The following is a 26718-nucleotide window of genomic DNA, read 5'->3' on the forward strand; positions in this document are numbered from 1 at the left end:
CCTCTCAAGTCGCCTAATAAGAGAGAAAAGCCATGCGTCTGAATTTGAAGGCCAAAGTACTGTCCCTCGCGATCGTGCCGGTGCTGCTGTTTGCCGTGGTGATTAGCCTGACCACCGTATGGATCCTCCAGGGGCAGGCGCGCAACGAGGTGGATGAAACCCGCCAGCGCCTGCTCAACGACGCCAAGGCCACTCTGCAAAGTTATGTAGAAGTGGCCATGACCACCATCAAGCCGCTTTACGACGCTGCCGCACCTGGCGACACAGCGGCGCGCGCCGAGGTGGTCAAGCTGCTGTCCAACACCCGCTACGGCAAGGACGGTTACTTCTTCGGCTACGACTCCGAGACCATTCGCCTGTTCAAGGGCAACAGCCCCGACGGCGTGGGCAAGAGTTTCAAGGACAACCGTGACCCCAACGGTGTCTACGTCAACCGCGACTTGGTCAAGGTCGGTAAGGACGGCAGCCACTACCTGCAATACAGCTCCACCCAACCCGGCCAGACCGAACTGGTGCCCAAGCTCGGCTACACCGAATACCTGCCCAAGTGGGACATGGTCATCGGTACCTCGGTGAACCTGGACGGCATCGAAGCCCAGGTGGCAGTGGTCGAGGCCAAGGTAGAAAAGCGCATGGAAGGCGTGTTGCTGAGCATCCTTGGCGTGGCCGCGGTGGTGCTGTTGGTGATTGCCGCCGTGGGCATGCTGCTGGCCAATACCATCCTGCGTCCGCTGCACCTGATGAAAGCCAACCTTGATGACATCGCGGCCGGTGAAGGCGACTTGACCCGCCGCCTGGCCATCACCAGTCAGGATGAGTTGGGCGAGCTGGCCGGCGCGTTTAACCGGTTTGTCGACAAGATCCACGGCCTGGTGCGCCAGATCACTGAAATGACCGCGCAACTGACCGGGCTGGTGAGCCAGGTGTCCGACCAGGCCCAGCGCTCGGAGCAGGCCATGGAACGCCAGCGCCACGAGACCGACCAGGTGGCCACCGCGATCAACCAGATGTCCTCGGCTGCGCAAGAAGTGGCGCGCAGTGCCCAGGGCGCCTCCGTGGCGGCGCAACAGACCGACGCCGAAGGCCAGGCCGCCAAGCGGGTGGTGGACGGTAGCATCGCGCAGATCCATGCATTGGTGAGCGATATCCGCAGCAGCGGCGTATCCCTCGACAGCCTGCAGCAGGATGTGGCGTCGATTGTCAGCGTATTGAGCGTAATCCGTTCGATTGCCGAGCAGACCAACCTGTTGGCCCTGAACGCGGCGATTGAAGCCGCGCGGGCAGGGGAGGCCGGCCGTGGTTTTGCGGTGGTCGCCGACGAAGTACGTGCCCTCGCCAGTCGCACCCAGACCAGCACCCAGGAAATCCAGGGCATGATTGACCGCCTGCAAAAAGGCACGGTCGCCGCCGTGGACGCGATGCGCCGTTCCAGCGATGCCGGTGACGGCACTTCGGCCCAGGCCAATCAGGCTGGCGCATCCCTGGACACCATGGCCCAGTTGATCGGCACCATTAATTCAATGAACGCACAAATCGCCAGCGCCGCCGAAGAACAGACCGCTGTGGCCGAAGAGATCAACCGCAGCGTGCACCAGATTGCCGTGGCGGTGGACAGCGTGGCAGACGAAACCCAATTGGGCGCCCAGACCTCTCGCAGCCTGGCGGATCTGGGGCATCGTTTGGGGCAATTGGTCGGGCAGTTCCGGATTTAAACGTCGCGCATCAGCAAGCCGAAGCGCAAGTCCATCTGGGCCGGGAGCGGCACATACACTGTGTGTCCGTCCCCCGGCGCGACCTCGATGGCTTCGCCCTTGGCGTTGCGCAAGTCGGCCAGGTCAAAGTGGAAATTGCCGGCGGGGGTCATCAGCTCCAGGTGATTACCCACGGCAAAGCGGTTTTTAACCTTGACCTCGGCCAGGTCGCCCCGGCGCTCGCCGGTCAACTCGCCCACAAACTGCTGGCGCTCGGACACTGAGCTGCCGTTCTGGTAGTTCTGGTATTCATCGTGCACATGGCGGCGCAGAAAACCCTCCGTGTAGCCGCGTTGGGCCAGGGACTCCAGATTAATCATCAAGCCGCGATCAAACGCGCGACCGGCCACTGCATCATCAATGGCCTGGCGATACACCTGGGTGGTGCGTGCGCAGTAGAAGTGGGACTTGGTGCGGCCTTCGATTTTCAGCGAATGCACACCCATGTGAGTCAGGCGTTCTACGTGCTGCACCGCGCGCAGGTCCTTGGCGTTCATGATGTAGGTGCCGTGTTCGTCTTCGAAGGCGGGCATCTGCTCATCGGGACGGTTGGCCTCCTGCAACAGGAATACCTGATCAGTCGGTGCGCCCATCCCGAGGGTCGGCTGATACTCCTGGACGATATCCCCCGTGGCGTTCTCCACCGCCGGTGTGGCCTGGTATTTCCAGCGACAGGCATTGGTGCAACTGCCTTGATTGGCGTCGCGCTTGTTCATGTAGCCCGAGAGCAGGCAGCGCCCGGAATAGGCCATGCACAGGGCACCGTGTACAAACACCTCCAGCTCCATGGCCGGCACCTGCTGGCGGATTTCTTCAATCTCTTCCAGTGACAGTTCCCGCGACAGGATCACTCGGCAAATCCCTTGCTGCTGCCAGAACTCCACGCTGGCCCAGTTCACCGTATTGGCCTGCACTGACAAGTGAATCGGCATCATCGGAAAATGCCGACGTACCAGCATGATCAGGCCAGGGTCAGACATGATCAGTGCGTCCGGGCCCATGGCGATGACCGGGGCCAAGTCCTTGAGGAAGGTTTTGAGTTTGGCGTTGTGCGGCGCGATGTTGACCACCACGTAGAAGCGCTTGCCTTGTGCATGAGCCTCGTCAATGCCGAGGGCCAGGTTGGCGTGGTCGAATTCGTTGTTGCGCACGCGCAGGCTGTAGCGTGGCTGGCCGGCGTACACCGCATCGGCGCCGTAGGCGAAGGCGTAGCGCATGTTTTTCAGGGTGCCGGCGGGGGCGAGCAGTTCGGGGGCGATGATAGGAGGCATGGGCTTGGGTCGCAAAAAGGCGCGAGGGTAGTTGAAGCGGCGCAAGGCTTTATTGATCTGGGTCTACGCTTACCTCAACAAAGATGGCACTCCCAGGAGTTGCGGGGGACTAAGCACCGGGACGCAAACGCGCGCCCTGCTTTTTTGACATGGATCGAACATGAATCAAACCAACCTGCAATTCAAAACCCTGTTGCTGCTGCTGGTCCTGGTGACCATCGCCTTTATCTGGATATTGCTGCCGTTCTACGGTGCGGTGTTTTGGGCCGTGATCCTCGGCATCATCTTTGCCCCCATGCAGCGCCGCCTGCAGCAGCGGTTCGGCTGGAACCGCAACCTTACATCCCTAAGTACCTTAATGGTGTGCCTGGTGATCGCGATCCTGCCGGTGATCATCACCAGCGCCTTGCTCGTGCAAGAGGGCGCGACGCTCTACAAAAACATCGAGAGTGGCAAGCTCGACGTGGCCGGTTATATCGAGCAGTTCAAGCACTTCCTGCCGCCTTACTTCCAGCACCTGCTGGACCGCTTTGGCATGGGTAACCTTGAGGGGCTGCGTGAGAATATCGTCAAGAGCGCGATGCAGGGCAGCCAGTTCTTCGCGTCCCAGGCGTTCAGCTTTGGGCAGGGAACGTTTGATTTCCTGGTGAGTTTTTTCATCATGCTGTATCTGCTGTTTTTCCTGCTGCGCGACGGTCCGGAACTGGTGCGCAAAGTGCGCACGGCAGTGCCGCTGGCCGAGCCGCAGAAGCGCCGGTTGCAGCTGAAGTTCAATCGGGTGGTGCGTGCCACGGTCAAGGGCAACGTGTTGGTGGCCGTGACTCAAGGGGCACTGGGAGGTTTGATTTTCTGGTTCCTGGACATTCCCAGTGCGTTGCTCTGGGCGGTATTGATGGCGTTTCTGTCGTTGCTGCCAGCGGTGGGCGCGGGGATTGTGTGGGGGCCTGTGGCCGCCTACTTCCTGCTGAGCGGTTCGATCTGGCAGGGCATCGTGTTGAGCTTGTTTGGCGTGTTTGTGATTGGGCTGGTGGACAACGTGCTGCGCCCGATCCTGGTGGGCAAAGACACCAGGATGCCGGACTACCTGATCCTGATCTCGACGCTGGGCGGCTTATCGGTGTTTGGCCTCAACGGGTTTGTGATCGGGCCGCTGGTGGCGGCGCTGTTCATGTCCAGTTGGGCGCTGTTTGTCGAAAGTAAGCCTCGGGTCAAGCTGCCATTGCCATAAGTCTCAGGCGTGGAGCCGGAAATTCGAGGCGTTTTGCAGTTGTTTTTCGGCGGCGGACAGGGACGTGAGTGGTCCGCTGATGGTTTCGCCGTCGCGTACCAGGTACCAGCAGGCAAGCAAACCCAGCTCCCGAAGAGGGGCGGGGACGGCGCTGCCGATGACAGACATGATTTGAACAGTTGGCATAAGGGGCCTCCAATCGCTATGGGGGTCACCTTAAGGGGCCTGGCGGCTTAAGAAAAATCACCTGGCTCAATAGTCGACATCAACAAGAGACGTCAGTCGACCACCTGATCGAGCATGCTCACCACTTCCTGCTCATTGAGCAGACCTTTGCGCACGAGGTTTTCCGCCAGCAACGCCAGGAATTTTGCAGTGCGGTGGCCTTCCAGGTGCTTGAGTTCCGTGAGGGCGCTGTAAACCTTGCTGGACGTACAGAGGCCAGCGGTGCGGTGCGGGTTTTGTGTGGGCATGGTCTGTCGTCCTTGTTGTTATTGGGTGGACTGCATCGATAGTGGGAGTGTGTCGTGACACAAACATGACAGCGTGAGCCCCGGTCGGGCAAGTAGACTTTCGAACTGAATAGTGCGCGATTGTCGCTTGGCCATTGTCCTCAGAGCGACCTTGGCACGATAAATCCGGTCGTTGTGTACAAAAAAGGCCTCGCTTGTTGGGCGAGGCCTGTTTCGAACATGAAGATAAGGGCTTACCAGCCGTGACGGTAGTAGCCGTGGGGAGGGCCGTAATAACCACGCGGTGGGCCGTAATAGACGGGAGCCGGGCGGTAATACACCTCTTGCTGCACATACACAGGTGGAGGCGGTGCGTAGTAGACCGGTGGCGGCGCGGCATACACCGGCTGCGGTTGCACGTACACCGGCTGCTGCACATAGACCTCACGGGGTTGGCTGGCAACCACGGAGCCCACCACGGCGGCGCCGACCAGTGCACCCAAGACGGCCGGGCCACCCCATCCACCACCGTGGGCGGAGGCTTGGCCGGCCATAGCGAGTGCACCTACCAGCAAGGCGATCTTGGGGAGTTTACGAATCATGGTCATTCCTCGGTTGGCCCCTGCGCTTGTGGTCTGCAGTCAATAGACTCAAGTAATGTCGCGGGGATACTTTTAAGACAACGTATTTCTGAAAAACAGCACGGCCGCTAGGTAAAGGTTGTGTAAGGTCTGTACCGATTTGCTTACTCAAAGGAGTTATCCATGCAGATGCACCCCAACAAGGACACCCAGCTGTGCATGTCATTGTCGGCCCGCCCCGGGAATTTTGGCCTGCGTTTTCATAACCACCTGTACGAACAGTTGGGTCTGAATTTCTACTATAAGGCGTTCAGCAGCCAAGATTTACCGGGAGCGATAGGCGGTATCCGTGCGTTGGGCATTCGCGGTTGCGGGGTGTCGATGCCGTTCAAGGAGGCCGCTATTGCCTTGGTGGACGAACTCGACGATTCGGTTCAAGCCATCGCCTCCCTCAACACCATCGTCAATACCGGCGGGCATCTGAAGGCTTACAACACGGATTACATCGCCATCGAGCAATTGCTGAAAAAGCACGATGTGCCCAAAGACTCCACGTTCGCCCTGCGCGGCAGCGGCGGTATGGCCAAGGCCGTGGCCAGCGCCTTGCGTGACGGCGGTTATGCCAATGGCGTAATCGTGGCGCGCAATGAAGCAGCGGGCAAGGCGCTGGCGCAGAGCCTGGGGTATGAGTGGCTGGCTGAACTGGGCGACCTGCGCCCGCAGATGCTGGTCAACGTGACACCGATTGGCATGACCGGCGGCGCCGAGGCAGATGCGTTGGCGTTTGAAGCGGATGCGGTTGATAACGCCGAGACGGTGTTCGACGTGGTGGCGATTCCCGCCGAAACGCCGTTGATCGTGCGTGGACGGGCCCAAGGTAAGCGCGTCATTACTGGGCTGGAAGTGATTGCAATCCAGGCGCTGGAACAGTTTGTGCTCTACACGGGCGTGCGGCCGACCCCGGAACAGTTCGAAAAAGCCGTGGCTTTTGCCCGGAGCTGAAGATCGCTGGTAATCAACTGTGGGAGGGGGCTTGCTCCCGATAGCGCTCAGTCAGTACAAGCTGTTCCAACTGAGCCACCGCCATCGGGAGCAAGCCCCCTCCCACATGTTGATCTTCAGGGGAGCAGTTACTTAGCTTTAACTTTACGCATTCACGATCAACACATTGCCGGACTGAAATCCACTCAACTGTGGGAGGGGGCTTGCTCCCGATAGCGGTGTGTCAGTCAAATCTGTTCCAACTGAACCGCCCCCTCCCACAGTTTTTACCGAGTTATGCCTGTTCCAGCTGTGCGAGGCGCTCTTCCAGCGCTGCGATCCGCGCTTCCAGCTCTTCAATACGCTCCACAGACACTCCAGCCCCGCGCTCCACAGGATTCCCTCGCGCCGCGATGATTACCTCGATATCCGCCGGATCCCCAAGCGCATGGGTATACCGATCTTCCCGCTGCCCCGCCTGACGCGGCACCAGCAGCGCCAACCCGCGTGCAATCAGGCGTTCCAGTTGGTGCACCACCTGCTCGGCATCTTCGAAATCATGCATGCGTCCGCTGCGGGTCAGTAGTTCATTGACGGTCTGCGGGCCACGTAAAAACAGCAGCCCGATCAGGATCACCTGCGCAGGTACCAGCTCCAGTGCCTTGTCCACACGGTGTTCCCAACGGTCTGCGCGGCTGCCCATCACCAGGCGGGTGAAGCCTTGGCCTTCCAGTACGCGCAGGCTTTGCCCAACCTGGCCCTGGCTGAGGTTTGTCACTGGTTCACGGCTGGTCTTCTGGTTGCAGGCCAGCACCAGGGCGTTGAGGGTCAGGGGGTAGGTTTCCGGGTTGGTTGCCTGTTTTTCGATCAGGCAGCCCAGAATGCGGATTTCCGTGCTGTTCAGGCGCGGCTCAGGGGTGTCGGTGTCGTGCTCGGCGGTCATCGCGCGTTCCCTATGCAGTGAAGGCCACTAGCGTAATCCTGAAAAAATAAAAGACAAGCGCCGGGCATGGCTATAATCGCCGCTGGTTCCAACCCTGCCATTACCGATGAGACTGTCATGACTATTTCCCTGTACGCCGCCTCCATCCCAGTCTTCAAGCAAATGCTTAACGCCCTCAGCGATGTGCTGAACAAGGCCGAAGCCCACGCTACTGCCAAGAACATCGAACCCAACGCTCTGTTGCAAGCGCGTCTGTTCCCGGACATGTTCGCACTGGTGCGCCAGGTGCAGATCGCCGTCGACTTCGCCAAAGGCGTTTCTGCGCGCCTGGCCGAGATCGAAGTGCCTAAATACGAAGACAGCGAAGTGACCTTCGCCGACCTGCAAGCGCTGATCGCCAAGGTCCTGGCGTTTGTCGACACCATCAAGCCTGAGCAAGTCGACGGCAAAGAAGGTATCGAGATCATCACCCGCCCAGGCACCCCGAAAGAGAAGCGCTTCAGCGGCCAGTCCTACCTGCTGACCTACGGCCTGCCGCAGTTCTTCTTCCACGTCACCACCGCTTACGCCTTGCTGCGCCATAACGGCGTTGAAGTGGGCAAGCGTGACTACATGGGCGCGTTCTAAGCTTCCATAAAAAAACCGGGGCAGTTCCCTCTGGAATCGCCCCGGTTTTTTTGTGCGCGAACGTTAAGCTGGTTGCTCTTCCTTGCCCAGGCACGCAGCGGCGGTGAACAGCACATCGGTGGAGGAGTTGAGCGCAGTTTCCGCCGAATCCTGCAGCACACCGATGATGAAGCCGACGGCCACCACCTGCATGGCGATTTCACTCGGAATACCGAACAGGCTGCACGCCAGCGGGATCAGCAACAGCGAACCCCCGGCCACGCCTGATGCGCCACACGCACACACGGCCGCGACCACGCTAAGCAGCACGGCGGTCGGCAGGTCGACATTGATGCCCAGGGTATGCACGGCGGCCAGGGTCAGCACGGTGATGGTGATCGCGGCGCCGGCCATGTTGATGGTGGCACCCAGCGGGATCGACACTGAATAGGTGTCTTCATGCAAGCCCAGGCGTTTGCTCAACGCTAGGTTTACCGGAATGTTCGCTGCGGAGCTGCGGGTGAAGAACGCGGTGATGCCGCTCTCGCGCAGGCACATCAACACCAGCGGATAGGGGTTGCGGCGCAGCTTCCAGAACACGATAGCCGGGTTGACCACCAAGGCCACGAACAGCATGCAGCCGATCAACACCAGCAGCAGGTGCGCGTAGCCGAGCAGGGCGCCGAAACCGGAAGTGGCAAGGGTCGAGGCGACCAGGCCGAAAATACCCAGGGGGGCGAAGCGGATAACTACGCGCACGATCAGGGTCACGCCGTTGGAGAGGTCGTCGAGCACGGTGCGGGTGGTTTCGCCCGCATGGCGAATGGCGATGCCCATGCCGATCGCCCAGGCCAGGATGCCGATGAAGTTGGCGTTCATCAGCGCGCTGATCGGGTTGTCCACGACGCTGAGCAGCAGGCTTTGCAGCACCTCGTCGATACCGCCGGGAGCGCTGACGGCGGCGTCATGGGTGACGAGCACCAACGGCGAGGGAAACCACATGCTTGCAATCACCGCCACCACGGCGGCGGCGAATGTGCCCAGCAAATACAGGAACAGAATCGGTTTGATATGGGTTTCCTGGCCGTGTTTATGGTTGGCTATCGAGGCCATCACCAGCACAAACACCAATATCGGCGCGACTGCCTTGAGCGCGGCGACAAACACTTTGCCGATAAATCCGGTGGCTCTGGCGGCTTCAGGCAACAGCAATGCCAGCAGAATGCCGGCGATTAAACCGATGACGATTTGCGTGACCAGGCTGACGCGTGTCAGCCGTTGGAGGAGGGAAGGGGCAGGAGTCATAAACAGTTGTCTCTAGTTTTTTTAGTAGGGCGCAGCATTGCAGGCGAAAGCGCTGTAGGAAGCAGGCGGCGAGTCTAGCATGCTGTAGGACATGTCCCGTTTAGTGCGGCATTCCGTCACCCACGGCGGCGAGCCTTGTTCAACTCCGGACATACTCTGTTAAGATTCGCCCCTCTCAACTTTCCTATCCGTCAGCGGGCCCTTCGGGCTGTCGTTGATGTCGTTGTTTCTGGAGTTTTCATGCTGTTTCCCATCCTGCTGCTGTCGGCCGCCGGCTTTACCGTGCTGACCACAGAATTCATCATCGTCGGTCTGCTGCCGTCGATTGCCCGGGACCTGAATGTCAGCGTGTCCCAGGCAGGGCTGCTGGTGACGCTGTTCGCGTTTACCGTAGCGGCGTTCGGGCCGTTCCTAACGGCGTACTGCGCTCGTTTCCCGCGCAAGCGCCTGTTTATCACCATCCTGATCATGTTCGCGGCAGCCAACACCGTGGCCGCGCTGGCGCCGAATATCTGGGTAATGGCCGTGGCGCGTCTGATTCCGGCCCTGGGCTTGCCGGTGTTCTGGGCCTTGGCCAGCGAAACGGCGGTGGACATCGTCGGCCCGGAATACGCTGGGCGTGCCATTGAAAAGATCGGCTTCGGCATTGTCTGCGCCACGGTATTTGGCATCCCGGTGGGCACGCTGATTTCCGATATGTTCGGCTGGCGTACCGCGTTCGCCATCCTGGCCGTGGTGGCGTTGGCCAAGGCTTTGCTGCTGTTTATCTACTTGCCAGTGACGAAACCGAAAAACGACGAAGTGACACTGCGCTCGCAGTTCAAGATCCTGCGCAACCCCTTGATGCAGGGGCATATCCTGCTGTCGATCCTGGTGTTCAGCGGCATGTTCACGGCTTATACCTACCTGGCGGACATCCTTGAACGCCTGGCCGGTTTCGACGGGACCCTGGTGGGCTGGTGCCTGATGGGCTTTGGTGCTGTCGGGCTGATTGGCAACTCTTTGGGCGGCCGCGCTGTGGATCGCCACCCGTTGATCGCGTCCATGGTGTTCTGCGGTTTCATGATCGCCGGCATGGTGGCATTGGTGCCGGCGATTCACTCCACCGTCGGCCTGGCAGCAGCGATGGCGGTGTGGGGCGTGACCCAAGCGGCGATGTTCCTGGTCAGCCATGTACGACTGATGAAGGCCGCGCCCCATGCGCCGGCGTTCGCCGCGTCGCTCAACATTGCCGGGGCCAACCTGGGGATTGGCTTGGGGGCGTTGGTCGGCGGGCACGTCATCGACACCTTTGGCCTGGGCAGTCTGGGCTTTGCGGCGTCCGGGTTTATCCTGGTGTCGATCCTGCTGGCGCTGTGGCTGATGACCGCCAAACAGCCGGTCGCGTCCGGGGCCTGAGTCTTCAGGGCAGGGCGGTGAACAGCTCGCGCCTTGCCCCTTCGGTAATCGCCACGATGCCGGGGTGCTTGACCTTGCGTTCCACCGAGATCGCGTAGAACGACTCGGTGACCGCATCGGTCTGACCGATCAGCGCCACGCCGTACTGGCGCACCACCTCCTCGGCGATCACGCTGGGAGCGATAAAAATCCCGCTGCCGGATTGGCCAAACGCCTGCATTAGGGCGCTGTCATCGAACTCGCCGATGATCTTCGGCTGGATCTGCTGCTCGGCGAACCAGCGTTGCAAGCGGCTGCGCACCACCGTCTCCGCGCCTGGAATCAATAGCGGCGCGCCGTGCAAGCACTGTGGGAAATCGCCGCCATGTTGGTCGGCCAATGCCTGAGTGGCAAAAAAGCTGATGCCACACTCCCCCAATTTCTGGCTGTAGCCCTTGATGTCGAGGTGCGACGGCATCGGGCTGTCGGAGATCACCAGGTCCAGGCGCTGGATCGCCAGGTCGGCCAACAGGCGTTCGAGTTTGTCTTCGCGGCAGGTGATGCGCAGCGGCTCGCTCAGCTCCATGGTCGGTGCGATCAGACGGTAGACGATGGACTTGGGCACCACATCCGCCACACCGACCCGGAACACAATCTGCTGTTGATCGGGTTGCGCGCGCAGCATTGCTTCCAATTCATTGCCGGTCTGGAACATGTGCTCGGCATAGGGCAGAGCCTGGCGCCCGGCTTCGGTCAGCTCCAACTGGCGGCCGACTCGTTGAAACAGGGCGATACCGAAGGTTTGTTCCAGCAGGCTGATCTGCCCGCTGATGGTCTGGGGCGTGAGGTTCAATTGCTCACAGGCGCGCACAATGCTGCCGGTTTTGGCCACGACCCAGAAGTAGTGCAATTGTCGGTAATTGAGCATGGCAGCCATCACTTCGTAAAAACCGAAGTATATGCTAGAAAAATACGAATTTTACTGAAGTGTTCGCGTGCATAGAATGCCTCGCTATCGCGGGGCCACTATTTGGACCCAATGGTTCTAACGAGGAATACATGATGAAGCTCAATTCCCTGGGCGCGGCATCGTTGCTTGCGCTTACCTTGGTAATGATCAGCGGTTGCGATCAGGTCGAGAAAAGTGCTCAGCAGGTCTTGGGCAAGGCCACCGAGTCGGCCAAGCAAGCCATCGATGACACCCACAAGGCTGCCGAGCAGGCATTGAGTGAAGCGACACAAGGCCTTATCAGTCCGCAAAAAAAGGACGATCAGGAAGAAAACGAGTCTGACTCGAACAGTAAAGAAGCTTAATTTCCCGGCACAACCTCAGGACTGACCTATGGATTACCTTTTACAACTGGCCGCCAGCCCCACCGCCTGGGTTGCACTGGCCACCCTGATCGTCATGGAAATCGTGCTGGGCATCGATAACCTGATCTTTATTTCGATCCTCACCAACAAATTACCCGAGCAGCACCGGGCCAAGGCACGGCGCATCGGTATCAGCATGGCGCTGATATTGCGCCTGGGCCTGTTGAGCACTATCGCGTTTATCGTGCAGTTGACGGCACCGGTGTTTGAAGTACTCGGCCAGGCGTTTTCGTGGAAGGACATGATCCTGATCGCCGGTGGTCTGTTCCTGGTGTGGAAGGCCACCACCGAGATCCATCACAGCATGGACCCGGAGCCTGAAGAGAAAGCGTCGGTTGGCAACACCGTGGCCATTGGCTTCGCCGCGGCGATCGGGCAGATCCTGCTGCTCGACCTGGTGTTCTCCATCGACAGCATCATTACCGCCGTGGGCATGACCGAGCACTTGCCGATCATGATCATTGCCGTGGTGACCTCGGTGATCGTGATGCTGGTGGCGGCTGAGCCGTTGGCCAAATTCATCAACGACAACCCGACCGTGGTGATGCTGGCCCTGGGCTTCCTGATCATGATCGGCATGACGCTGATCGCCGAAGGCTTCGGCGCCCATGTGCCTAAAGGCTACGTGTACGCAGCCATGGCCTTCTCGGCGGCCATCGAATGCTTGAACATCGCACGACGCAACCGTCACAAGCGTTTGCTCGCTGCCCGCCAGTAATCGCTGAAACCTGAAAGCCGGCTGTGCTCGCAAGCGCCCAGCCGGCTTTTTGCTGTCTGGTAGACTCCCCCCACTTGTTACTTTGAGGTCCACCATGAACCAGCCGATTCGCCTTACCCAGTACAGTCACGGCGCGGGTTGCGGTTGCAAGATCTCGCCCCAGGTATTGGAAGTTATCCTTGCCGGCAGCGGCGCACAGAACCTCGACCCCAACCTGTGGGTCGGCAATGCCTCGCGGGACGATGCGGCGGTGTATGCCATCGACGACGAGCGCGGTGTGGTCTCCACCACGGACTTTTTCATGCCGATTGTCGATGATCCCTTCGACTTCGGCCGCATAGCCGCCACCAATGCTATTAGCGACATCTACGCCATGGGCGGCGACCCGTTGATGGCCATCGCCATTCTCGGCTGGCCGGTTAACGTGCTGGCGCCGGAGATTGCCCGAGAAGTGATTCGCGGTGGCCGTTCGGTGTGCGACGCCGCCGGTATCCCCCTGGCAGGCGGCCACTCCATCGACGCGCCGGAGCCGATCTTCGGCCTGGCCGTGACCGGCATCGTGCAAAAGCGCCATATGAAGCGCAACGACACCGCCACTGCTGGCTGCCAGCTGTACCTGACCAAGCCCTTAGGCATCGGCATCCTCACCACTGCCGAAAAGAAGGGCAAGCTGCGCGAGGCTGACATCGGCCTGGCCCGCGACTGGATGTGCACCCTCAACAAGCCCGGTAGCCGTTTCGGCAAGCTGGCCGGCGTGACAGCCATGACCGACGTCACCGGTTTCGGCCTGTTGGGCCATCTGGTGGAAATGGCTGACGGCAGTGGCCTGACTGCACGCATCGAATATGAAAAAGTCCCACGCCTGCCCGGGGTCGAGTACTACCTGGACCAGGGTTGCGTACCCGGCGGCACCTTGCGCAACTTTGACAGCTACGCCAGCAAACTCGGGCGCGTGCAGGAGTTGCACAAGCGCGTGCTATGCGACCCGCAGACCAGTGGCGGGCTGTTGATCGCCGTCACCCCCGAAGGTGATGCCGAGTTCCATGCCGTGGCGAAGGAACTGGGCCTGAGCCTGGAGCCGATCGGCGCACTGGTAGAGCGACAGACCAACGCGGTAGAGGTGTTTTGATGGCAACTGACATCACCGATTACCGCGACATTTTCCTCAACGACCGGCCGATGATGGATACCCGCGCGCCGGTGGAGTTCATCAAGGGCGCGTTCCCCGGCGTCGTCAACCTGCCGCTGATGAACGATGACGAGCGCCAGCGCGTCGGCACTTGCTATAAGCAGCAAGGCCAGCAGGCGGCAATCGTCCTTGGGCACCAGTTGGTCAGCGGCAAGGTGCTTGAAGAGCGCCTGGCACGTTGGACCGAGTTTGCCCAGGCCAACCCGGACGGTTACCTGTATTGCTTTCGTGGCGGCCTGCGTTCGCAATTGGTGAAACAGGTGCTCAAGGACGAGTCGGGTATCGACTATCCGCGGATCGGCGGTGGCTACAAGGCCATGCGCACGTTTCTGTTGGAGACCGTGGACCAAGCGGTCGAACAGTGTGATTTCGTGCTGTTGGGCGGCCTGACCGGCAGCGGAAAGACCGAGGTCATCAATCAGTTGAACAATGGCCTGGACCTGGAAGGCCACGCCAATCACCGTGGTTCCAGCTTCGGCAAGCGCGCGAGCGGCCAGCCGTCCAACATCGACTTCGAAAACCGCCTGGCAGTGGACGTTCTGAAAAAACGCGCACGAGGCATCGAACAGTTTGTGCTTGAGGACGAAAGCCGCATGATCGGCAGCTGCGCCTTGCCGCTGAACCTGCACCGGGGCATGCAGGTGTATCCAATGGTGTGGCTGGAAGAAAGCCTGGAAAACCGCGTAGAGCGGGTATTACGCGAGTACGTGACCGATCTGTGTGCGCAGTTCGCCGTAGCGTTTGGCGAAGCGGGTTTCGAGCGGTTTGCCGAGCGTCTGACCCAGAGCCTGGCCAATATCCACAAGCGTCTGGGGGGCGAGCGCTATCAGCGTTTGCACGCGCTGATGCAAGCGGCCCTGGCTGAACAGGCCCGCAGCGGTAGCGTGGACTTGCATCGGGGTTGGATCGTGGGGTTGCGTGAGTACTACGACCCTATGTACGCGTTTCAACGTGAGAAGAAAGGTGCACGGATCGAGTTTGCCGGGGAGCAGGCAGCGGTGGTGGAATACTTGCGCGAGCGTGGGGCTCGCTCGCGCAACCGCCATCAGCCTAACAACACAACTAAAGAATGACCGCCCCGATCAGCCCACACACCACTCCCACCAGCATGGTCAACCCGGCCACCGTCACCAGCACCCGCGCATCGAAATCCTTACGCAGCATCAACAGCGACGGGAGGCTTACGCTCGGCAGGGTCATCAGCAAGGCCACGGCCGGGCCGGTGCCCATGCCCAGGGCCATCATGGTTTGTACGATGGGGATTTCAGCCGCTGTAGGAATCACAAACAACGTGCCGACAATCGCCAGCGGCACCAGCCATACCAGGCTGTTGGCCATGGCGCCGTCCACATGGGGGAACAGCCATACCCGTGCAGCACCCAGGATCAGCACCGCCAGGATGTAGATGGGGATTGTGTTCCAGAACAGCTGCCACAAGGTGCGCAACCAGCGGCTCAGGAAAGGTTGCGCCTCGATGGTGCTGACGTCGGCGACAGCGTCCAACGCCGCTTCAGGCATCTGGTCCGGGCGAGCAATGCGCTGCGCCACCAGCGACACGCCCACCACCAGAACAATTCCCGCCACCAACCGCAACGCGGTAAATCCCCAGCCGAGCACAAAGCCCATGAACACCAGGGTGGCAGGATTGAGCACCGGGTTAGCAATCCAGAAAGCGAGCGCCGCGCCCACCGACACCTGCTGGCGCCGCATGCCCGCCGCCACCGGCGCCGCGCAGCAACTGCACATCATCCCCGGCAAGGCGAACAACCCGCCGCGCACGGTCGAACCGAGGCCTGCACGGCCGAACAGGCGCAGCAGCCAGTCACGGGGGATCAGCACTTGCAGCAGCGAGCCCAGGATCACCGCCAGCACCGCGGCTTTCCAGATCGCCAGGAAATACACCTGGGCATAGGCCAGCGCTGCCGCCAGGGGCGAGCTTTGTTGATCGTTGAGAATCGAGGCGCCGATGCTGTGATTGTCGGCCGCTACAAATGCCTTGAAGTAGTAGGGCGACCACTTCACGTAATAGAGGCCTATGCAGGCCACCAAGAGGAACAGCGCTGGTTTCCACCAGAACGACCAGCCCCGTACGGGCTGGGTGGAGGAGAGTTTAGACATGCTGATGATCCGCCGGTGAGTCAATAGCGACGCATCATACGCTGTCAGCTATCGGCACTCACCTGTGTCGGTTCCGGGCAGGTTTCATCGCCGTCGTTCAAGCCCTGCTTGTAGTTGCGGCTCAGCAGCGAGGCCTTGCCGTTGTGCCAGGTCAGCGTCAGTACATACAGCGTGTCGTAGTCACTGCCCGACCAATCGTCGGTAATTGTGTGTTTTTCGCCGGACGCTTCACTCGCCACCTTATTGATCAACTCCGGCAGGTAACCGTGGGACCAGGCGGTGTAGATGGTGGCGTTGTGGTATTTGTCTTCGACCAGCTCATCGGCGAGGTCGCTGGTGTCATTCGCCGAGAATTTGATATTCACCGGCAGGCCCAACTTGATTGCGCTGGGGCTGATGGTCATGAGTGGGCGGATGTAGCTGTAGGAATTGTCCAGCTCACCTTCCTCGACATTGCGCGTCGGGTTGGCAGCAAACACAAAGTTGGCCTTGCCGAATTTTTCCGGCAGCAGGGTGGCCAGGTTCATCGCGCGGTTCAGGCCCTGGCAATTGAGCTGGCCGAGTCCGCCGGCGGGCTTTTCGCCGTGGCGCAGGAACACCAGGGTTTGCACACCGTCCACCGGTTGGGCGCGGCTTTCACGGGCATCGAGGGCTGCAACCATGGCGCCGCTGACCAGCAGCAGCGGCAACATGACATACGAATAGTGTTTGAGTCGTTGCACAAGGCGCAGAGGCTTGATCTTCATTATAGGTTCGAGTCTTCGTGCGTCACGTTAAGGCGGACAAGCCTGGCCCCAATGACGCCGGTGGCGTCCTGCGGTATCCCGTGTCGTTATAGCGAGGCGCCTCCATTCACCGTTTAAGCGCACTTATGAGTGCCGGCAGGCGTATTGGTTCGCCTGCGCGGGATAATAGCCCGCTAATGTTGCGCATTGATGACCCATGCAGGACACCGGGGAGATGTCTATCATGGGGACTTTCTGCCTAGCCAGGGATTTCCTGATGAACCCACTTGCCGCATTCCCAATCAATAGCAAATGGCCTGCCCAGCACCCCGAGCGCTTGCAACTGTACTCGTTGCCCACGCCCAACGGGGTAAAAGTCTCGATCATGCTCGAAGAACTGGGCCTGCCTTACGAGGCGCACAAGGTCAGTTTCGAGACCCAGGACCAGTTGTCCCCCGAGTTCCTGTCCCTGAACCCCAATAACAAAATCCCCGCGATCATCGACCCCGACGGCCCGGCTGGCCAGCCGTTGGCGCTGTTTGAATCCGGCGCGATATTGATCTACCTGGCAGAAAAAACCAGCCAGTTGCTCTCCGAAGATCCTGCGACACGCTATGAAACGATTCAATGGCTGATGTTCCAGATGGGCGGCATCGGCCCGATGTTCGGCCAGTTGGGTTTTTTCAACAAATTCGCCGGCAAGGCCTACGAAGACAAGCGACCCCGCGACCGCTACGCCGCCGAATCCCGCCGCCTGCTCGAAGTCCTGGAAAAACGCCTGCTCGGTCGCACCTGGATCATGGGCGATGACTACAGCATCGCCGACATTGCTACCTTCCCATGGATTCGCAATCTGATCGGCTTTTATGAATCGGGCGATATCGTAGGCATCGCCGACTTCCCTAACGTACTGCGCGCGCTGGACGGTTTTGTTGCCCGCCCGGCAGTGATCCGTGGCCTAAATATTCCGAGCTGAAGCATGCCGACTTTCGATTTCAAACAACTGGATGTGTTCAGCCGCGTGTCGCTCAAGGGCAACCCGCTGGCGGTGGTTTTGGGGGCCGACAGCCTCAGCGATCAACAGATGGCGGACTTCGCTAAATGGACCAACCTCAGTGAAACCACGTTTTTACTCACACCGCGCGATCCTCGTGCTGACTACCGAGTGAGAATTTTCACCACTGTGCATGAGCTGCCGTTTGCCGGGCATCCGACGCTGGGCAGTTGCCACGCGTGGTTGACGGCGGGCGGGGTGCCCAAAGGTAAAGAGATTATCCAGGAGTGTGAAATCGGCCTGGTGCGAATCCGTCGTCAAGGTGATGAACTGGCGTTTATCGCGCCGCCGTTGCTGCGTTCAGGGCCGTTGGAGGAAGACCTGCTGGAGCGTATTCGCCTGGGGTTGGGCCTGGAGCCGGGCTGCATCCTACGCAGCCAGTGGGTTGACAATGGGGCCGGGTGGCTCGCCGTGATGTTGGCGGATCGTGATCAAGTCCTGGCGTTGCAGCCGGATTATTCACAGCTGAAGGGGCTGGCCGTAGGCGTGATTGCCCCCTGTAACCCTGAACAAGACGACGTGGATACCCAATTTGAAGTGCGTGGCTTTGTCGCAGGCGACGGCGCGCCGGAGGATCCGGCCACGGGCAGCCTGAATGCAGGCGTTGCCCAATGGTTGCTGGGTGAAGGCCTGGCGCCGGAGCGCTACGTGGTCAGTCAAGGCACAGCCATGGGGCGCGCGGGGCGTATAAGCGTCGAACGCCAGGGCGATGAAATCTGGATCGGCGGCGCTGTTGCGGTGTGCATCGAAGGGCGTCTACAGCTCTAGATCAATACATTATTACGAGCGTCGCAATACACTGTTGGCCCCTTGGTATTTGTGCTGCCGGGGCCTGGGGGCATAAGCTTTCGCCCCAAAGTTTTAGCCTTTATGTCAGGAAAACCATGACCAGCCAGTTCCCCCAAGCCCGCCCACGTCGTCTGCGCCGCTCTCCGGAGCTGCGTGGTTTGTTCCAGGAAACCGAGTTCACCCTCAACGACCTGGTGCTGCCGATTTTCGTTGAAGAAGAAATCGACGACTTCGTACCCATCACCAGCATGCCGGGTGTGCAGCGCATCCCTGAGAAAAAGCTCGCTGCTGAGATCGAGCGCTATGCCCGTGCCGGTATCAAGTCGGTGATGACCTTTGGCGTGTCTCACCACCTGGACGCCAACGGCAGCGATACCTGGAAAGAACGTGGTCTGGTCTCGCGCATGTCCTCGATCATCAAGGACGCCGTGCCGGAAATGATCATAATGTCCGACACCTGCTTCTGCGAATACACCGACCACGGCCACTGCGGCGTGATGCATGGCGCCCATGTCGATAATGACGCGACCCTGGTCAATCTCGGCAAACAAGCCGTAGCCGCCGCCCGCGCCGGCGCCGACGTGATCGCCCCGTCGGCCGCCATGGACGGCCAGGTCCAGGCCATCCGCCGCGCGCTGGATGACGCCGGTTTCATCCATATCCCGATCATGGCCTACTCCACCAAATTCGCCTCGGCCCTCTACGGCCCATTCCGCGAAGCCGGCGGCAGCGCCCTCAAAGGCGACCGAAAGAGCTACCAGATGAACCCCATGAACCGCCGCGAAGCCGTGCGCGAATCGCTGCTCGACGAACAGGAAGGCGCGGACGCTCTGATGGTCAAACCGGCCGGTGCCTACCTCGACATTATCCGCGACATCCGCGAAGCCTCACGTCTGCCGGTGGCGGCTTACCAGGTGAGCGGCGAATACGCGATGATCAAGTTTGGTGCCCAGGCGGGCGCGATCGATGAGGATCGGGTGGTGCGTGAGACGTTGGGTTCGATCAAGCGCGCGGGTGCGGATTTGATCTTTACTTACTTTGCGATGGACTTGGCGTTGGCTGGGATCTGAGGGCGGCGTTTAACACTGTGGCGAGCGATATTGGTCGCTCGCCATGCCTACTAATAACGGTTGATTATCTTTTTGCTTCGCTCAAGGTTAAATAGACATGTTGTAGCCATAACATCCAATTTTTCCATTCGTGAGGATAATAGTAGTTACAACTTATGCCATAAAAAAGAAAATCTTGAATTTCCTGTTCGGACTGTTCAATTGACATTAATTTATTGAGCTCTTGCTTTACGTTGGTTATTGTTTCTATATCTGATTCAGATATAAAGCTCGCAATCACTTCATCTGCATTTTTATATTCATCTACCCAGTCTTGATGAAAGTAGCCAGCTAGAAATTGTTGTAGTTCGGGGAAATCTTTATTCATGGGTTTGGATATCCAGTATGGATTCTGTAGCCGTCTGGCATCTTTTTGTCTCTGCGAATGATAAGGTAAATTTCTTTCCCAGGAACGGTTGTCAGAGAACCTCTTTTTAGGCTGGTGCCTACACCTTTTTGGTTTTTCGAGTTTGATTTGATGAGTTAGCCTTTGTGGTGAGCAGGCTTGCCAAGCGCCGTGCTGTGAAGCAGTCCCAAGTTTTCGATCTGCTTTGATTACTGGATCTTCGTAAGAAAAACTGCATTGTGTGAACGCTTAAGTTCCGTAATTGGGTGAATAAGCGTTATTTGAAGTCTGTGTGTGGACGTATTGGTTTTATAATGATTTTTAATAAATTGTCTATGACTTTGGCGTTGTATCTGCAAAGGCAGTGTAGAAGGGTTTTCATAAATTGCCTTTTGTCAGTTGTTTCATAGTTAAAATAAGTGGCAGAAAGATAAAATATAGACTCAAAATTTTTGTCCGTGTTTTAGAAGTGCGGAATGGTATTGGTGTGTCACTCTCTTTGCTCTCTTTTGTGTTTGATGAGTTCAGGTTTGGAAATTTTTTTCAAGTGGGTCGGCGAGTTATTTGTCGTTGTTTATGTTTTTTGATGCGATAAAAATCTCTCTTTCGGAGTGTCAGGATTTTCGATGTTGTAGGTGAATAGCAGGCTACGCAGGATAGAAAGTTTAGCGTGGTATTCCATGGCAGTGTTCCGTATAGGTGGTACTGGGTTGCTGTTTCTTCTCTTTTTTTCCATACTCAAATTTGTCTTTTTTATAGCACTCTCCGATTTTTTTCATCTTCATAGACTCACGAGATGTTCCGAGGTTGATACACCTCAAACCTGACATCGCCGATCCACCTGATACACCGCATCTGCCTGAAGGGGGCTGCTTCGCAGCCCGGCGCAGGGCAAGCCTGCTCACCACAGCGACTGCGATTTGTCAGTGGGAGTGGCGGTGTTGTTACCAAGTTGATGGGTCTTCGAGGCTGGCTTTTTGGAGGTCGTCTTTCCAGATTTCATTAGCTAGACGATAGATGTCTGCGAAGAAGCCTCGGGGGTTTTCTATTTCCGTTTCATCCCAGGCCATAGTTATATGTTCTTCATGATCGCTTTCGAATTCTTTAGCGAAGTCAAAGTTGGGTTTTTCTAGTGCCTCTTTTAATGCAGATATCAATATGAAGCGATGTCTATATGATAGATATATAAGTTCTTTGAGAATAAAGGAGCTTATGATTGTTTCTCTGTCTGTTTTGTTGTTGGGGTCATATTCCCGTAATTCTTTTCCAATAGTGTCCTCAAGATCGTATATCGATAGCGCTCCTAATATGTGAGCGATATTTGGAGTGTAAGGAATGCTCGTGAATGGGCATTTCAGCATTATTTAATCCCTTGGGGGAGAGCGGTAAATGGTTGAGTAGGATTACGGTAATTTGATCTTGCACGACTTTCATTTAATGAGCGAACCTTTGTAGTGAACTGGCTTGCCCAGCGCAGGGCAAGCCAGTTCACCACAGGGGTTGGGGCTTGTCAGGGGGAGTTGCGGTGTCGTTACCAGGTTGATGGATCTTCAAGGCTTGCCTTTTGCAGGTCTTCTTTCCATACATCTTTGGCTAAGCGGTAGATTTCTGAGAAAAAACCCCGGGGATCATCTATCTGTGTTTCATCCCAAGCCATTGTTGAATACTGCTCTGGATCGTCCTCAAAGTATGAGTGGAAGTTGTAGTTTTCCGTATTTATAGCGAGCGATAAGTTTTCCATTAATTTGTATTTGTGGCGATAAGAGAGCTTGTTATACGGGTCCAAGCAATATTTTAGTATGAGGGTTTCCCTGTCTTCACTGTTGTTGGGGTTGTAGTGGGCGAGTTCTTTTCCCTTGGTTTCCTCTTGGTCGTAAATATCAAAAATCCCCACAAAATAGTATAGGCTGGCGTCGAAAGGTATTTTGTCTGAAGAAGGGTGGAATAGCATGTGTTACTCCTTAATAGGAAATAGTGTAAAAGGCGTGCCGTCTTCACGAAATTTCATTTCTGCGCCGTTCATTGAAGGGTTGAAGCTCGGGTTATTTTTGTCCTTCTTGTTAGGTCTGTAGCCTCGTCCTGCCCCTGGCAGTTCCAAACGTACGATATCGTTTTTCTTATCGTCAACTCCGGTGTAAAGCGGTAGTCCTCTTTCAACTCTGGAGGTTGCTTTCGTCCATGCCTGGAGTTGGAGTTTCCAGCTGTTAAATTGTGAGCTTGGAACTCCAATTTTGCTTTTCGGAACTTTACCCGTTATTGGATCCTTCCCATCTATTGATCGTCGACTTACTTTGGTGGCCTGCACCTCTGGCCCGTGTTTACCGACCATGTGCATGTCGTATTCTTCTTCGTACTCCAACACTCTACGCTTCGCATTGGTCTCGGTAAGCTTTTCAATTCGCCCCTGTCTTGCGGTAACCTCAGGCTGCGGAGTCGATGGTTCACCTGAATCAACTCCAACGGAATCAAGACTGTTTTTCTCTTTAAAGGTGGGCTTGCATCCACCTGTTTGCGGACAAGAGCTCAATCCCAGCGGATCCACCCACCCCGTAGGATTAGGCACGTACTGGTACGCGTTGATCCCCCCCGCCAACTTCACCGGATCTGGCGTCAGGTAACGACCAACATCCGGATTGTAGTAGCGATGACGGTTGTAGTGCAGCCCGCTTTCCTGATCAAAGTATTGACCCTGAAAGCGCAGCGGATTGTCGATTTTTCCTCTGTCGAGGCGGCTGATCTGGCCGTAGGCGCGGTAGTGCGCGGACCAGACGATTTCGCCGTTTGGATCGGTCAGTTCCTGCGGTGTGCCGAGGTGGTCGAGTTGGTAGTGGTAGGGCTTGGTTTCCTCAGGACCCAAGCCTTCCAGCAGTGCCAACGGGCGGAAACTGTCCGGTTCGTAAATGTAGCTGCGGTGGCTATCCGCACGATGCTCGGCAATCAGCTTGTCGCCTTGCCAGAAAAACTCCGTGGTTAAACCGTCGACGGTTTTGCTGATACGCCGCCCGAACGGGTCATAGCGGTAGCTGGCGGTTTGGCCGTTAGGCTGGGTAATGCCAATCAACCGGTGTTGGCAGTCGTAGCGGTATTCGGTGACCAGCGCGTGCCCACGGCCGCGCCGTTCGCGGATGAGGTTGCCGAAGGCGTCGTAGTCGTAATGCCGGTCGCCTTGGATCATCAGGCGGTTGCCGGCAACGATGTCGGGGCCGGGGCGGTCGTGCATGAGCAGGTTGCCGGCCGGGTTGTGGCCGAAGCGTTCCTGCAGGTCTTGGGAGTGATCGGCGCGGGTGAGGCGGCCTAGTGGGTCGTAGTGGTAGTGGTGTTCGCCTTTGCGGGTGTCGAGCAGGCGGGTGAGGTTGCCGGATCTGTCGTAGTCGTATTGGCGTTGGAGCAGGTGGTGTTCTTGCTGCGTTACGGCATGGGCGTGCAGGCGGTGCTGGTCGTCGTAGTGGTAGTGGCTGAGCAGTTGGCCTTGTTGTCGTTGGTGTTCCTGGCCGGCTTTGAACAGGTGCGAGGTGAGGGTTTTGCCGTTGAGTTCGACGGTGGCGAGGTGGCCGCCTTTGCTGTGGTTGAAGGTGAGGCGGTTGTTGTCCGGCAGGCGCAGGTGTTGAAGTTGGCCGCAGGCGTCGTAGCCATAACGCAAGGTGCCCCAGCCTTGATGCTCGGCGGTGAGGCGGTTTTGCTGGTCGTACTCGTAGGCCAGCGCCCAGTGGCCGTCGTCGACGCTGAGGAGATTGCCTTGGCGGTCGTAGGCGTAATCGGTCTTGCTGCCGTCGGGTAGCGTTTTTCTTACGAGGCGGCCGGCGTAATCGCGTTCATAACGCGTGACGAGCTGACTGCCGTCGTCGCCGTGTTCGGTTTTTTCCTGCAGGTTGCCGTTGAGGTCGTAGACGTAGGCGGTGCGTTGCCCATCAAACCCGACTTCCTGCTGGATCAGGCCGTTGGGGTGGTAATCCAGCCGGTAGGTTTCGCCGACTTCGTTTTCAATTTCGGTCAGCAGTAGACGGACGTTGTCGTAGCGATAGTTGACCTGAGTGCCATCGGCATTGATGCGACGGCTGATCAGGTGCAGGCCGTCGGCGTATTCGTAACGGGTGATGCGCCCCAATTCATCGCGTTCGGCGGTGATTTTTCCGTAGGGGTTGTAGCTGTATTCCCGCGTTGCGCCGCCGGGCAGGACAATACGAACCAATCGACCGACTGCATCCCACTGATACTGGGTCAGCGCGCCATGTTCATCCTCGCGGGCAATCTGCCGGCCCAGGTCGTCGTAGCGATAACGCTTGATCCCACCATTGGGCAGTTGCTCTTCAACCCGTTGGCCGCGTTCATTCCACACCAACCGCTGACAACTGTGATCGGGATGCCAAACGCCAATCAGTTGCCCGTATTTGTTGTAGCTGTAGTCGGTGATATGGCCGTCGGGATCGGTCCTGCGGGTAACGTCGCCCTGGTCGTTACGCTCGTACTTCCAGACCGCTGAGCCACGCCTTACAACCCGTACGAAGCCATTGTCATGCTCGTAGGACGTTGGCTCATCGTCTCCAGGAAACAGCGCCACCAAACGTCCGGCATCGTCGTACTGATACGCCGTTACTGCACCGAGCGGATCCTGCTCGACCGTCAGTCGACCCTGGGCATCGTAGGATTTGAAATGCTTAGCACCGTCCGGATCGATGCGCTGCACCAGCCGTGCGCGGTCGTCGTGGACGTAAATTTCCTGGCTATCATCGGCGTTGTGAACGACAACACTGCCGTCGTCCCCCCAGACATACCGCGTATCCATCTGCGAAAAACTGGCCCAATGCCGGACACATCGCGCCGCTTTGCCGGACCGTTCCCACGCCCAAAAGAAACTTGCCCCACCGGCCAGACCGCGCTCAAGAATCACGTGCTGATCGTCGTAGCGGTAAACCTCGCTTTCGCCTACCGCATTGGTCGCCGAAACCAATCGGCCAATGTCGTCATAGGCGTAGGAAACAACACTCTGCTCCGTGATCCAGGCGTAAGGCTCATGTCCCTTGGCCCGCTGAACCTGGTAGTCCACCGCCATGATGCGGTCCGACTCGTAACGCAAGAACAGCGAAGAACCCGCACCGTTATCCAGCCGTTCAATGCGCCCTGAAAAGTCTCGGGAAATCCGCAGCCGGTTGTCGTACGCATCACTGATCGAGACCAACGCCCCGTCGCGAAAGTGATAAAACCGCGACGCCTGGGCCAACACCAACTCATCCGGCGACGCGCCTAAATAGATCGCTGCTTCGGCCAGGCTGTTGGTGATCGAGGGGCGAGCCACCGTTGGCAAGGGCAGGGTGGTCGAACGGTTTTCATGGTCCGTCCACGTCACGGAATCGCCCGACACAACAAGCCGATGCGCCAGCGAATGACTCCATCCAAACCCCAGCCCACAATCCACTTCCACCGCACTGGTGCGATACAACCGCGTCCACTCGAACGGCAAAACTCCGTCCAACGTGCCATCGGTGAGCGTGAGCAATTCCTCCCCGGTAACCATCGACACGGGGCAGCCGTTGGTTACCGTCTTATCCGAAGACGCCGCTGCATCGCCCTTCGGATTCGTCGATACAGCAGGCACATCATCGACAGGCTCCTGCCTGACCAACGCCGTCTTCTGTGTCCTGTTACGAACCGCCGGCACCGGGTTGGAAATCAACTGATCCCCAGCCTTCAACGGTGCAACCGGCACCGCCTTGATCGGCGTCGCCGCACTGCTCAACAACAACGGCTTGAGCGCCTCGGCATGGGCATCCAGCTTCGGCCCCACAAGCTGCTTGGCCAGCAACTCCAACAATGCCCGCGCGCGGCCGGATTTGATCGAACTCAGCGTCTGCGCACCCACGCGTACCGCCACACCTGTGCCCGCCGTCGCCCACATCAGCAGCAGGTTGATCAGCACTTCACCGGTGATCTCGCCCAGTAATTCATACATGTCTGGCGGCGGTAGCAGACGTATCCAACTGACGATCGCCGAGACATAGATGAACAGCAGTGGCTCATCGCTCAGCACCAGCAAGCCCTTGGCAATCGCGTCTGCACCCTGTTTCAGCAGCTCATCAAGCTCGGCCTGGGAGAGGTAGTGCAGCAGCTTCTCGCTATTCGCTTTGAGATCGGCGAGCAGGTCATAGAGCTGGGTGATGTTGTCCCACAGGTTGTAGAGCGCATTGGCCATCCCGGTTGAAAATGCCACGCCCTGCATCGCGCTGCGTTCCAAGGGTGTGGCGTTGGCAAAGTCTTGCCATTGGGGTTGGAACGTCTCCGTCCACTCATCCCGCAGACGACCCTCCAACCCCGCAATCACCGTCTGATAAGACGCATACAGCGCCTTGACATGATCCTTGGAAACGTTGGGATAGAAGGTGATTTGGTAGAGCTGGTTGCGATCACACTCGGTGATTTCGAGGATGCCGCTGGGGCCGATGGTTCGATACAGCGGCAGACCCATCGGGCTGCCGTCCGCCGCGATGGCTTGCAGCATCACCGGCGTATTGCCGATAGGCACGAAGCGCGTGCTTTCGAACATATGCACCAAGGTCAACGAGCCTTGGGCACTGCACATCGCAACTGTTTTGCTCGGGGCTTTGGAAGAAACCGGCGCGACCAGCGCCACCTCGTCCCCTACCTTGAAGACCTGCTCGACTTCCAATGCCGAACCGCTCCAGAAGCTTTCGGCCCAGGTATCAAAGGTGTTCAGGCAATGACGGAAGTCCCCAAAGACGCGCTCAACATCCGGCGCCTCGGGATCCATGGGTGCCAGGACAAAGCTGGCAATGACGGGAATCAAAA

25 protein-coding genes and 1 pseudogene are annotated in these 26718 nt (G+C 58.2%); 13 read left to right on the plus strand and 13 right to left on the minus strand.

All coding sequences use genetic code 11. From position 1 onward, the window contains the following. Positions 1 to 32 precede the first annotated feature (32 nt). Positions 33 to 854, plus strand: a pseudogene (locus LRO94_RS28055) (cache domain-containing protein); the annotation flags it as partial. Positions 855 to 956: 102 nt separating this feature from the next. After that, positions 957 to 1712: a methyl-accepting chemotaxis protein gene (locus LRO94_RS28060; protein WP_401380624.1), complete on the plus strand. Its 756-nt coding sequence runs from the start codon at positions 957 to 959 to the stop codon at positions 1710 to 1712. On the opposite strand, the gene trhP is transcribed toward LRO94_RS28060, so the two are convergent. Next, positions 1709 to 3022 carry a prephenate-dependent tRNA uridine(34) hydroxylase TrhP gene (gene trhP, locus LRO94_RS10385; RefSeq protein ID WP_122754035.1) on the minus strand — a complete coding sequence of 438 codons (1314 nt, stop codon included), beginning with the start codon at positions 3020 to 3022 and terminating at the stop codon, positions 1709 to 1711. The genes LRO94_RS28060 and trhP overlap by 4 nt on opposite strands. A 160-nt stretch (positions 3023 to 3182) precedes the next feature. Here trhP and LRO94_RS10390 point away from each other — a divergent pair, with 160 nt between their 5' ends. After that, positions 3183 to 4250: an AI-2E family transporter gene (locus LRO94_RS10390; RefSeq protein WP_032886690.1), complete on the plus strand. Its 1068-nt coding sequence runs from the start codon at positions 3183 to 3185 to the stop codon at positions 4248 to 4250. A 3-nt stretch (positions 4251 to 4253) separates the two neighbouring features. Here LRO94_RS10390 and LRO94_RS10395 read toward each other — a convergent pair whose 3' ends face one another. The 3 genes from LRO94_RS10395 to LRO94_RS10405 form a co-directional block, all read right to left on the minus strand. Then, positions 4254 to 4436 carry a hypothetical protein gene (locus LRO94_RS10395; protein ID WP_032886689.1) on the minus strand — a complete coding sequence of 61 codons (183 nt, stop codon included), beginning with the start codon at positions 4434 to 4436 and terminating at the stop codon, positions 4254 to 4256. A 92-nt stretch (positions 4437 to 4528) separates the two neighbouring features. After that, positions 4529 to 4723 (minus strand): hypothetical protein, encoded by a 195-nt coding sequence (locus tag LRO94_RS10400; RefSeq protein WP_032886687.1) that lies wholly within the window; start codon positions 4721 to 4723, stop codon positions 4529 to 4531. 233 nt (positions 4724 to 4956) lie between these two features. Next, complete coding sequence (locus LRO94_RS10405) at positions 4957 to 5310, minus strand: hypothetical protein (protein WP_032886686.1); 354 nt, start codon at positions 5308 to 5310, stop codon at positions 4957 to 4959. Positions 5311 to 5466: 156 nt separating this feature from the next. Between LRO94_RS10405 and LRO94_RS10410 the strand changes: the two genes are divergently transcribed. Next, complete coding sequence (locus LRO94_RS10410) at positions 5467 to 6285, plus strand: shikimate 5-dehydrogenase (protein ID WP_099601852.1); 819 nt, start codon at positions 5467 to 5469, stop codon at positions 6283 to 6285. A gap of 274 nt (positions 6286 to 6559) precedes the next feature. On the opposite strand, the gene LRO94_RS10415 is transcribed toward LRO94_RS10410, so the two are convergent. Further along, positions 6560 to 7207, minus strand: coding sequence for a YceH family protein (locus tag LRO94_RS10415; RefSeq protein ID WP_032886681.1), 648 nt, complete (start codon positions 7205 to 7207; stop codon positions 6560 to 6562). A 117-nt stretch (positions 7208 to 7324) separates the two neighbouring features. Between LRO94_RS10415 and LRO94_RS10420 the strand changes: the two genes are divergently transcribed. Then, positions 7325 to 7834, plus strand: a complete 510-nt coding sequence (locus tag LRO94_RS10420) for a DUF1993 domain-containing protein (RefSeq protein ID WP_032886679.1) — start codon at positions 7325 to 7327, stop codon at positions 7832 to 7834. Positions 7835 to 7897: 63 nt separating this feature from the next. Here LRO94_RS10420 and sstT read toward each other — a convergent pair whose 3' ends face one another. Then, positions 7898 to 9118 (minus strand): serine/threonine transporter SstT, encoded by a 1221-nt coding sequence (gene sstT, locus LRO94_RS10425; protein ID WP_032886678.1) that lies wholly within the window; start codon positions 9116 to 9118, stop codon positions 7898 to 7900. 240 nt (positions 9119 to 9358) lie between these two features. On the opposite strand from sstT, the gene LRO94_RS10430 reads away from it, so the two are divergent. Continuing rightward, on the plus strand, positions 9359 to 10516 hold the full coding sequence (locus LRO94_RS10430; RefSeq protein WP_032886677.1) for an MFS transporter: 1158 nt from the start codon (positions 9359 to 9361) through the stop codon (positions 10514 to 10516). A gap of 4 nt (positions 10517 to 10520) precedes the next feature. On the opposite strand, the gene nhaR is transcribed toward LRO94_RS10430, so the two are convergent. Continuing rightward, positions 10521 to 11423 carry a transcriptional activator NhaR gene (gene nhaR / locus LRO94_RS10435; RefSeq protein WP_032886675.1) on the minus strand — a complete coding sequence of 301 codons (903 nt, stop codon included), beginning with the start codon at positions 11421 to 11423 and terminating at the stop codon, positions 10521 to 10523. Between the two features lie 134 nt (positions 11424 to 11557). On the opposite strand from nhaR, the gene LRO94_RS10440 reads away from it, so the two are divergent. The 4 genes from LRO94_RS10440 to mnmH all read left to right on the plus strand — a co-directional run bounded on the left by LRO94_RS10440 (position 11558) and on the right by mnmH (position 14849). After that, on the plus strand, positions 11558 to 11809 hold the full coding sequence (locus tag LRO94_RS10440; RefSeq protein ID WP_032886673.1) for a hypothetical protein: 252 nt from the start codon (positions 11558 to 11560) through the stop codon (positions 11807 to 11809). 28 nt (positions 11810 to 11837) lie between these two features. After that, the gene (locus LRO94_RS10445; RefSeq protein WP_032886672.1) at positions 11838 to 12587 is read left to right on the plus strand and encodes a TerC family protein; all 750 of its coding nucleotides are present in this window, start codon (positions 11838 to 11840) and stop codon (positions 12585 to 12587) included. A gap of 94 nt (positions 12588 to 12681) precedes the next feature. Then, positions 12682 to 13716 carry a selenide, water dikinase SelD gene (gene selD / locus LRO94_RS10450; RefSeq protein WP_032886671.1) on the plus strand — a complete coding sequence of 345 codons (1035 nt, stop codon included), beginning with the start codon at positions 12682 to 12684 and terminating at the stop codon, positions 13714 to 13716. Further along, the gene (mnmH, locus tag LRO94_RS10455; RefSeq protein WP_179179267.1) at positions 13716 to 14849 is read left to right on the plus strand and encodes a tRNA 2-selenouridine(34) synthase MnmH; all 1134 of its coding nucleotides are present in this window, start codon (positions 13716 to 13718) and stop codon (positions 14847 to 14849) included. Before selD ends, mnmH begins: the two co-directional genes overlap by 1 nt. Here the strand turns inward: mnmH and LRO94_RS10460 are convergent. Further along, a complete protein-coding gene (locus LRO94_RS10460; protein WP_032886670.1) occupies positions 14839 to 15894 on the minus strand; it encodes a permease in 1056 nt (351 codons plus the stop codon). The two genes, mnmH and LRO94_RS10460, sit on opposite strands and share 11 nt — an antisense overlap. 44 nt (positions 15895 to 15938) lie before the next feature. After that, the gene (locus tag LRO94_RS10465; RefSeq protein ID WP_032886668.1) at positions 15939 to 16640 is read right to left on the minus strand and encodes a hypothetical protein; all 702 of its coding nucleotides are present in this window, start codon (positions 16638 to 16640) and stop codon (positions 15939 to 15941) included. A 256-nt stretch (positions 16641 to 16896) separates the two neighbouring features. Here LRO94_RS10465 and LRO94_RS10470 point away from each other — a divergent pair, with 256 nt between their 5' ends. From LRO94_RS10470 to hemB, 3 genes are all read left to right on the plus strand, one after another. Beyond that, entirely contained in the window at positions 16897 to 17595 is a 699-nt protein-coding gene (locus LRO94_RS10470; protein ID WP_032886667.1) for a glutathione S-transferase N-terminal domain-containing protein, read from the plus strand. A 3-nt stretch (positions 17596 to 17598) separates the two neighbouring features. After that, entirely contained in the window at positions 17599 to 18441 is an 843-nt protein-coding gene (locus LRO94_RS10475) for a PhzF family phenazine biosynthesis protein (RefSeq protein ID WP_179179266.1), read from the plus strand. 116 nt (positions 18442 to 18557) lie between these two features. Beyond that, complete coding sequence (gene hemB / locus LRO94_RS10480; protein ID WP_179179265.1) at positions 18558 to 19532, plus strand: porphobilinogen synthase; 975 nt, start codon at positions 18558 to 18560, stop codon at positions 19530 to 19532. Between the two features lie 64 nt (positions 19533 to 19596). On the opposite strand, the gene LRO94_RS10485 is transcribed toward hemB, so the two are convergent. The 4 genes from LRO94_RS10485 to LRO94_RS10500 all read right to left on the minus strand — a co-directional run bounded on the left by LRO94_RS10485 (position 19597) and on the right by LRO94_RS10500 (position 26716). Beyond that, the gene (locus LRO94_RS10485; protein ID WP_179179264.1) at positions 19597 to 19899 is read right to left on the minus strand and encodes a contact-dependent growth inhibition system immunity protein; all 303 of its coding nucleotides are present in this window, start codon (positions 19897 to 19899) and stop codon (positions 19597 to 19599) included. Positions 19900 to 20861: 962 nt separating this feature from the next. Continuing rightward, positions 20862 to 21278 carry a hypothetical protein gene (locus LRO94_RS10490; RefSeq protein WP_179179263.1) on the minus strand — a complete coding sequence of 139 codons (417 nt, stop codon included), beginning with the start codon at positions 21276 to 21278 and terminating at the stop codon, positions 20862 to 20864. A gap of 170 nt (positions 21279 to 21448) precedes the next feature. Further along, positions 21449 to 21868 carry a hypothetical protein gene (locus tag LRO94_RS10495; RefSeq protein ID WP_179179262.1) on the minus strand — a complete coding sequence of 140 codons (420 nt, stop codon included), beginning with the start codon at positions 21866 to 21868 and terminating at the stop codon, positions 21449 to 21451. 3 nt (positions 21869 to 21871) lie between these two features. Beyond that, a complete protein-coding gene (locus tag LRO94_RS10500; protein WP_233896997.1) occupies positions 21872 to 26716 on the minus strand; it encodes an RHS repeat-associated core domain-containing protein in 4845 nt (1614 codons plus the stop codon). Between the last annotated feature and the right edge of the window lie 2 nt (positions 26717 to 26718).

Origin of the sequence: Pseudomonas sivasensis, assembly GCF_021391435.1 — a bacterium.
Lineage (GTDB): Bacteria > Pseudomonadota > Gammaproteobacteria > Pseudomonadales > Pseudomonadaceae > Aquipseudomonas > Aquipseudomonas sivasensis.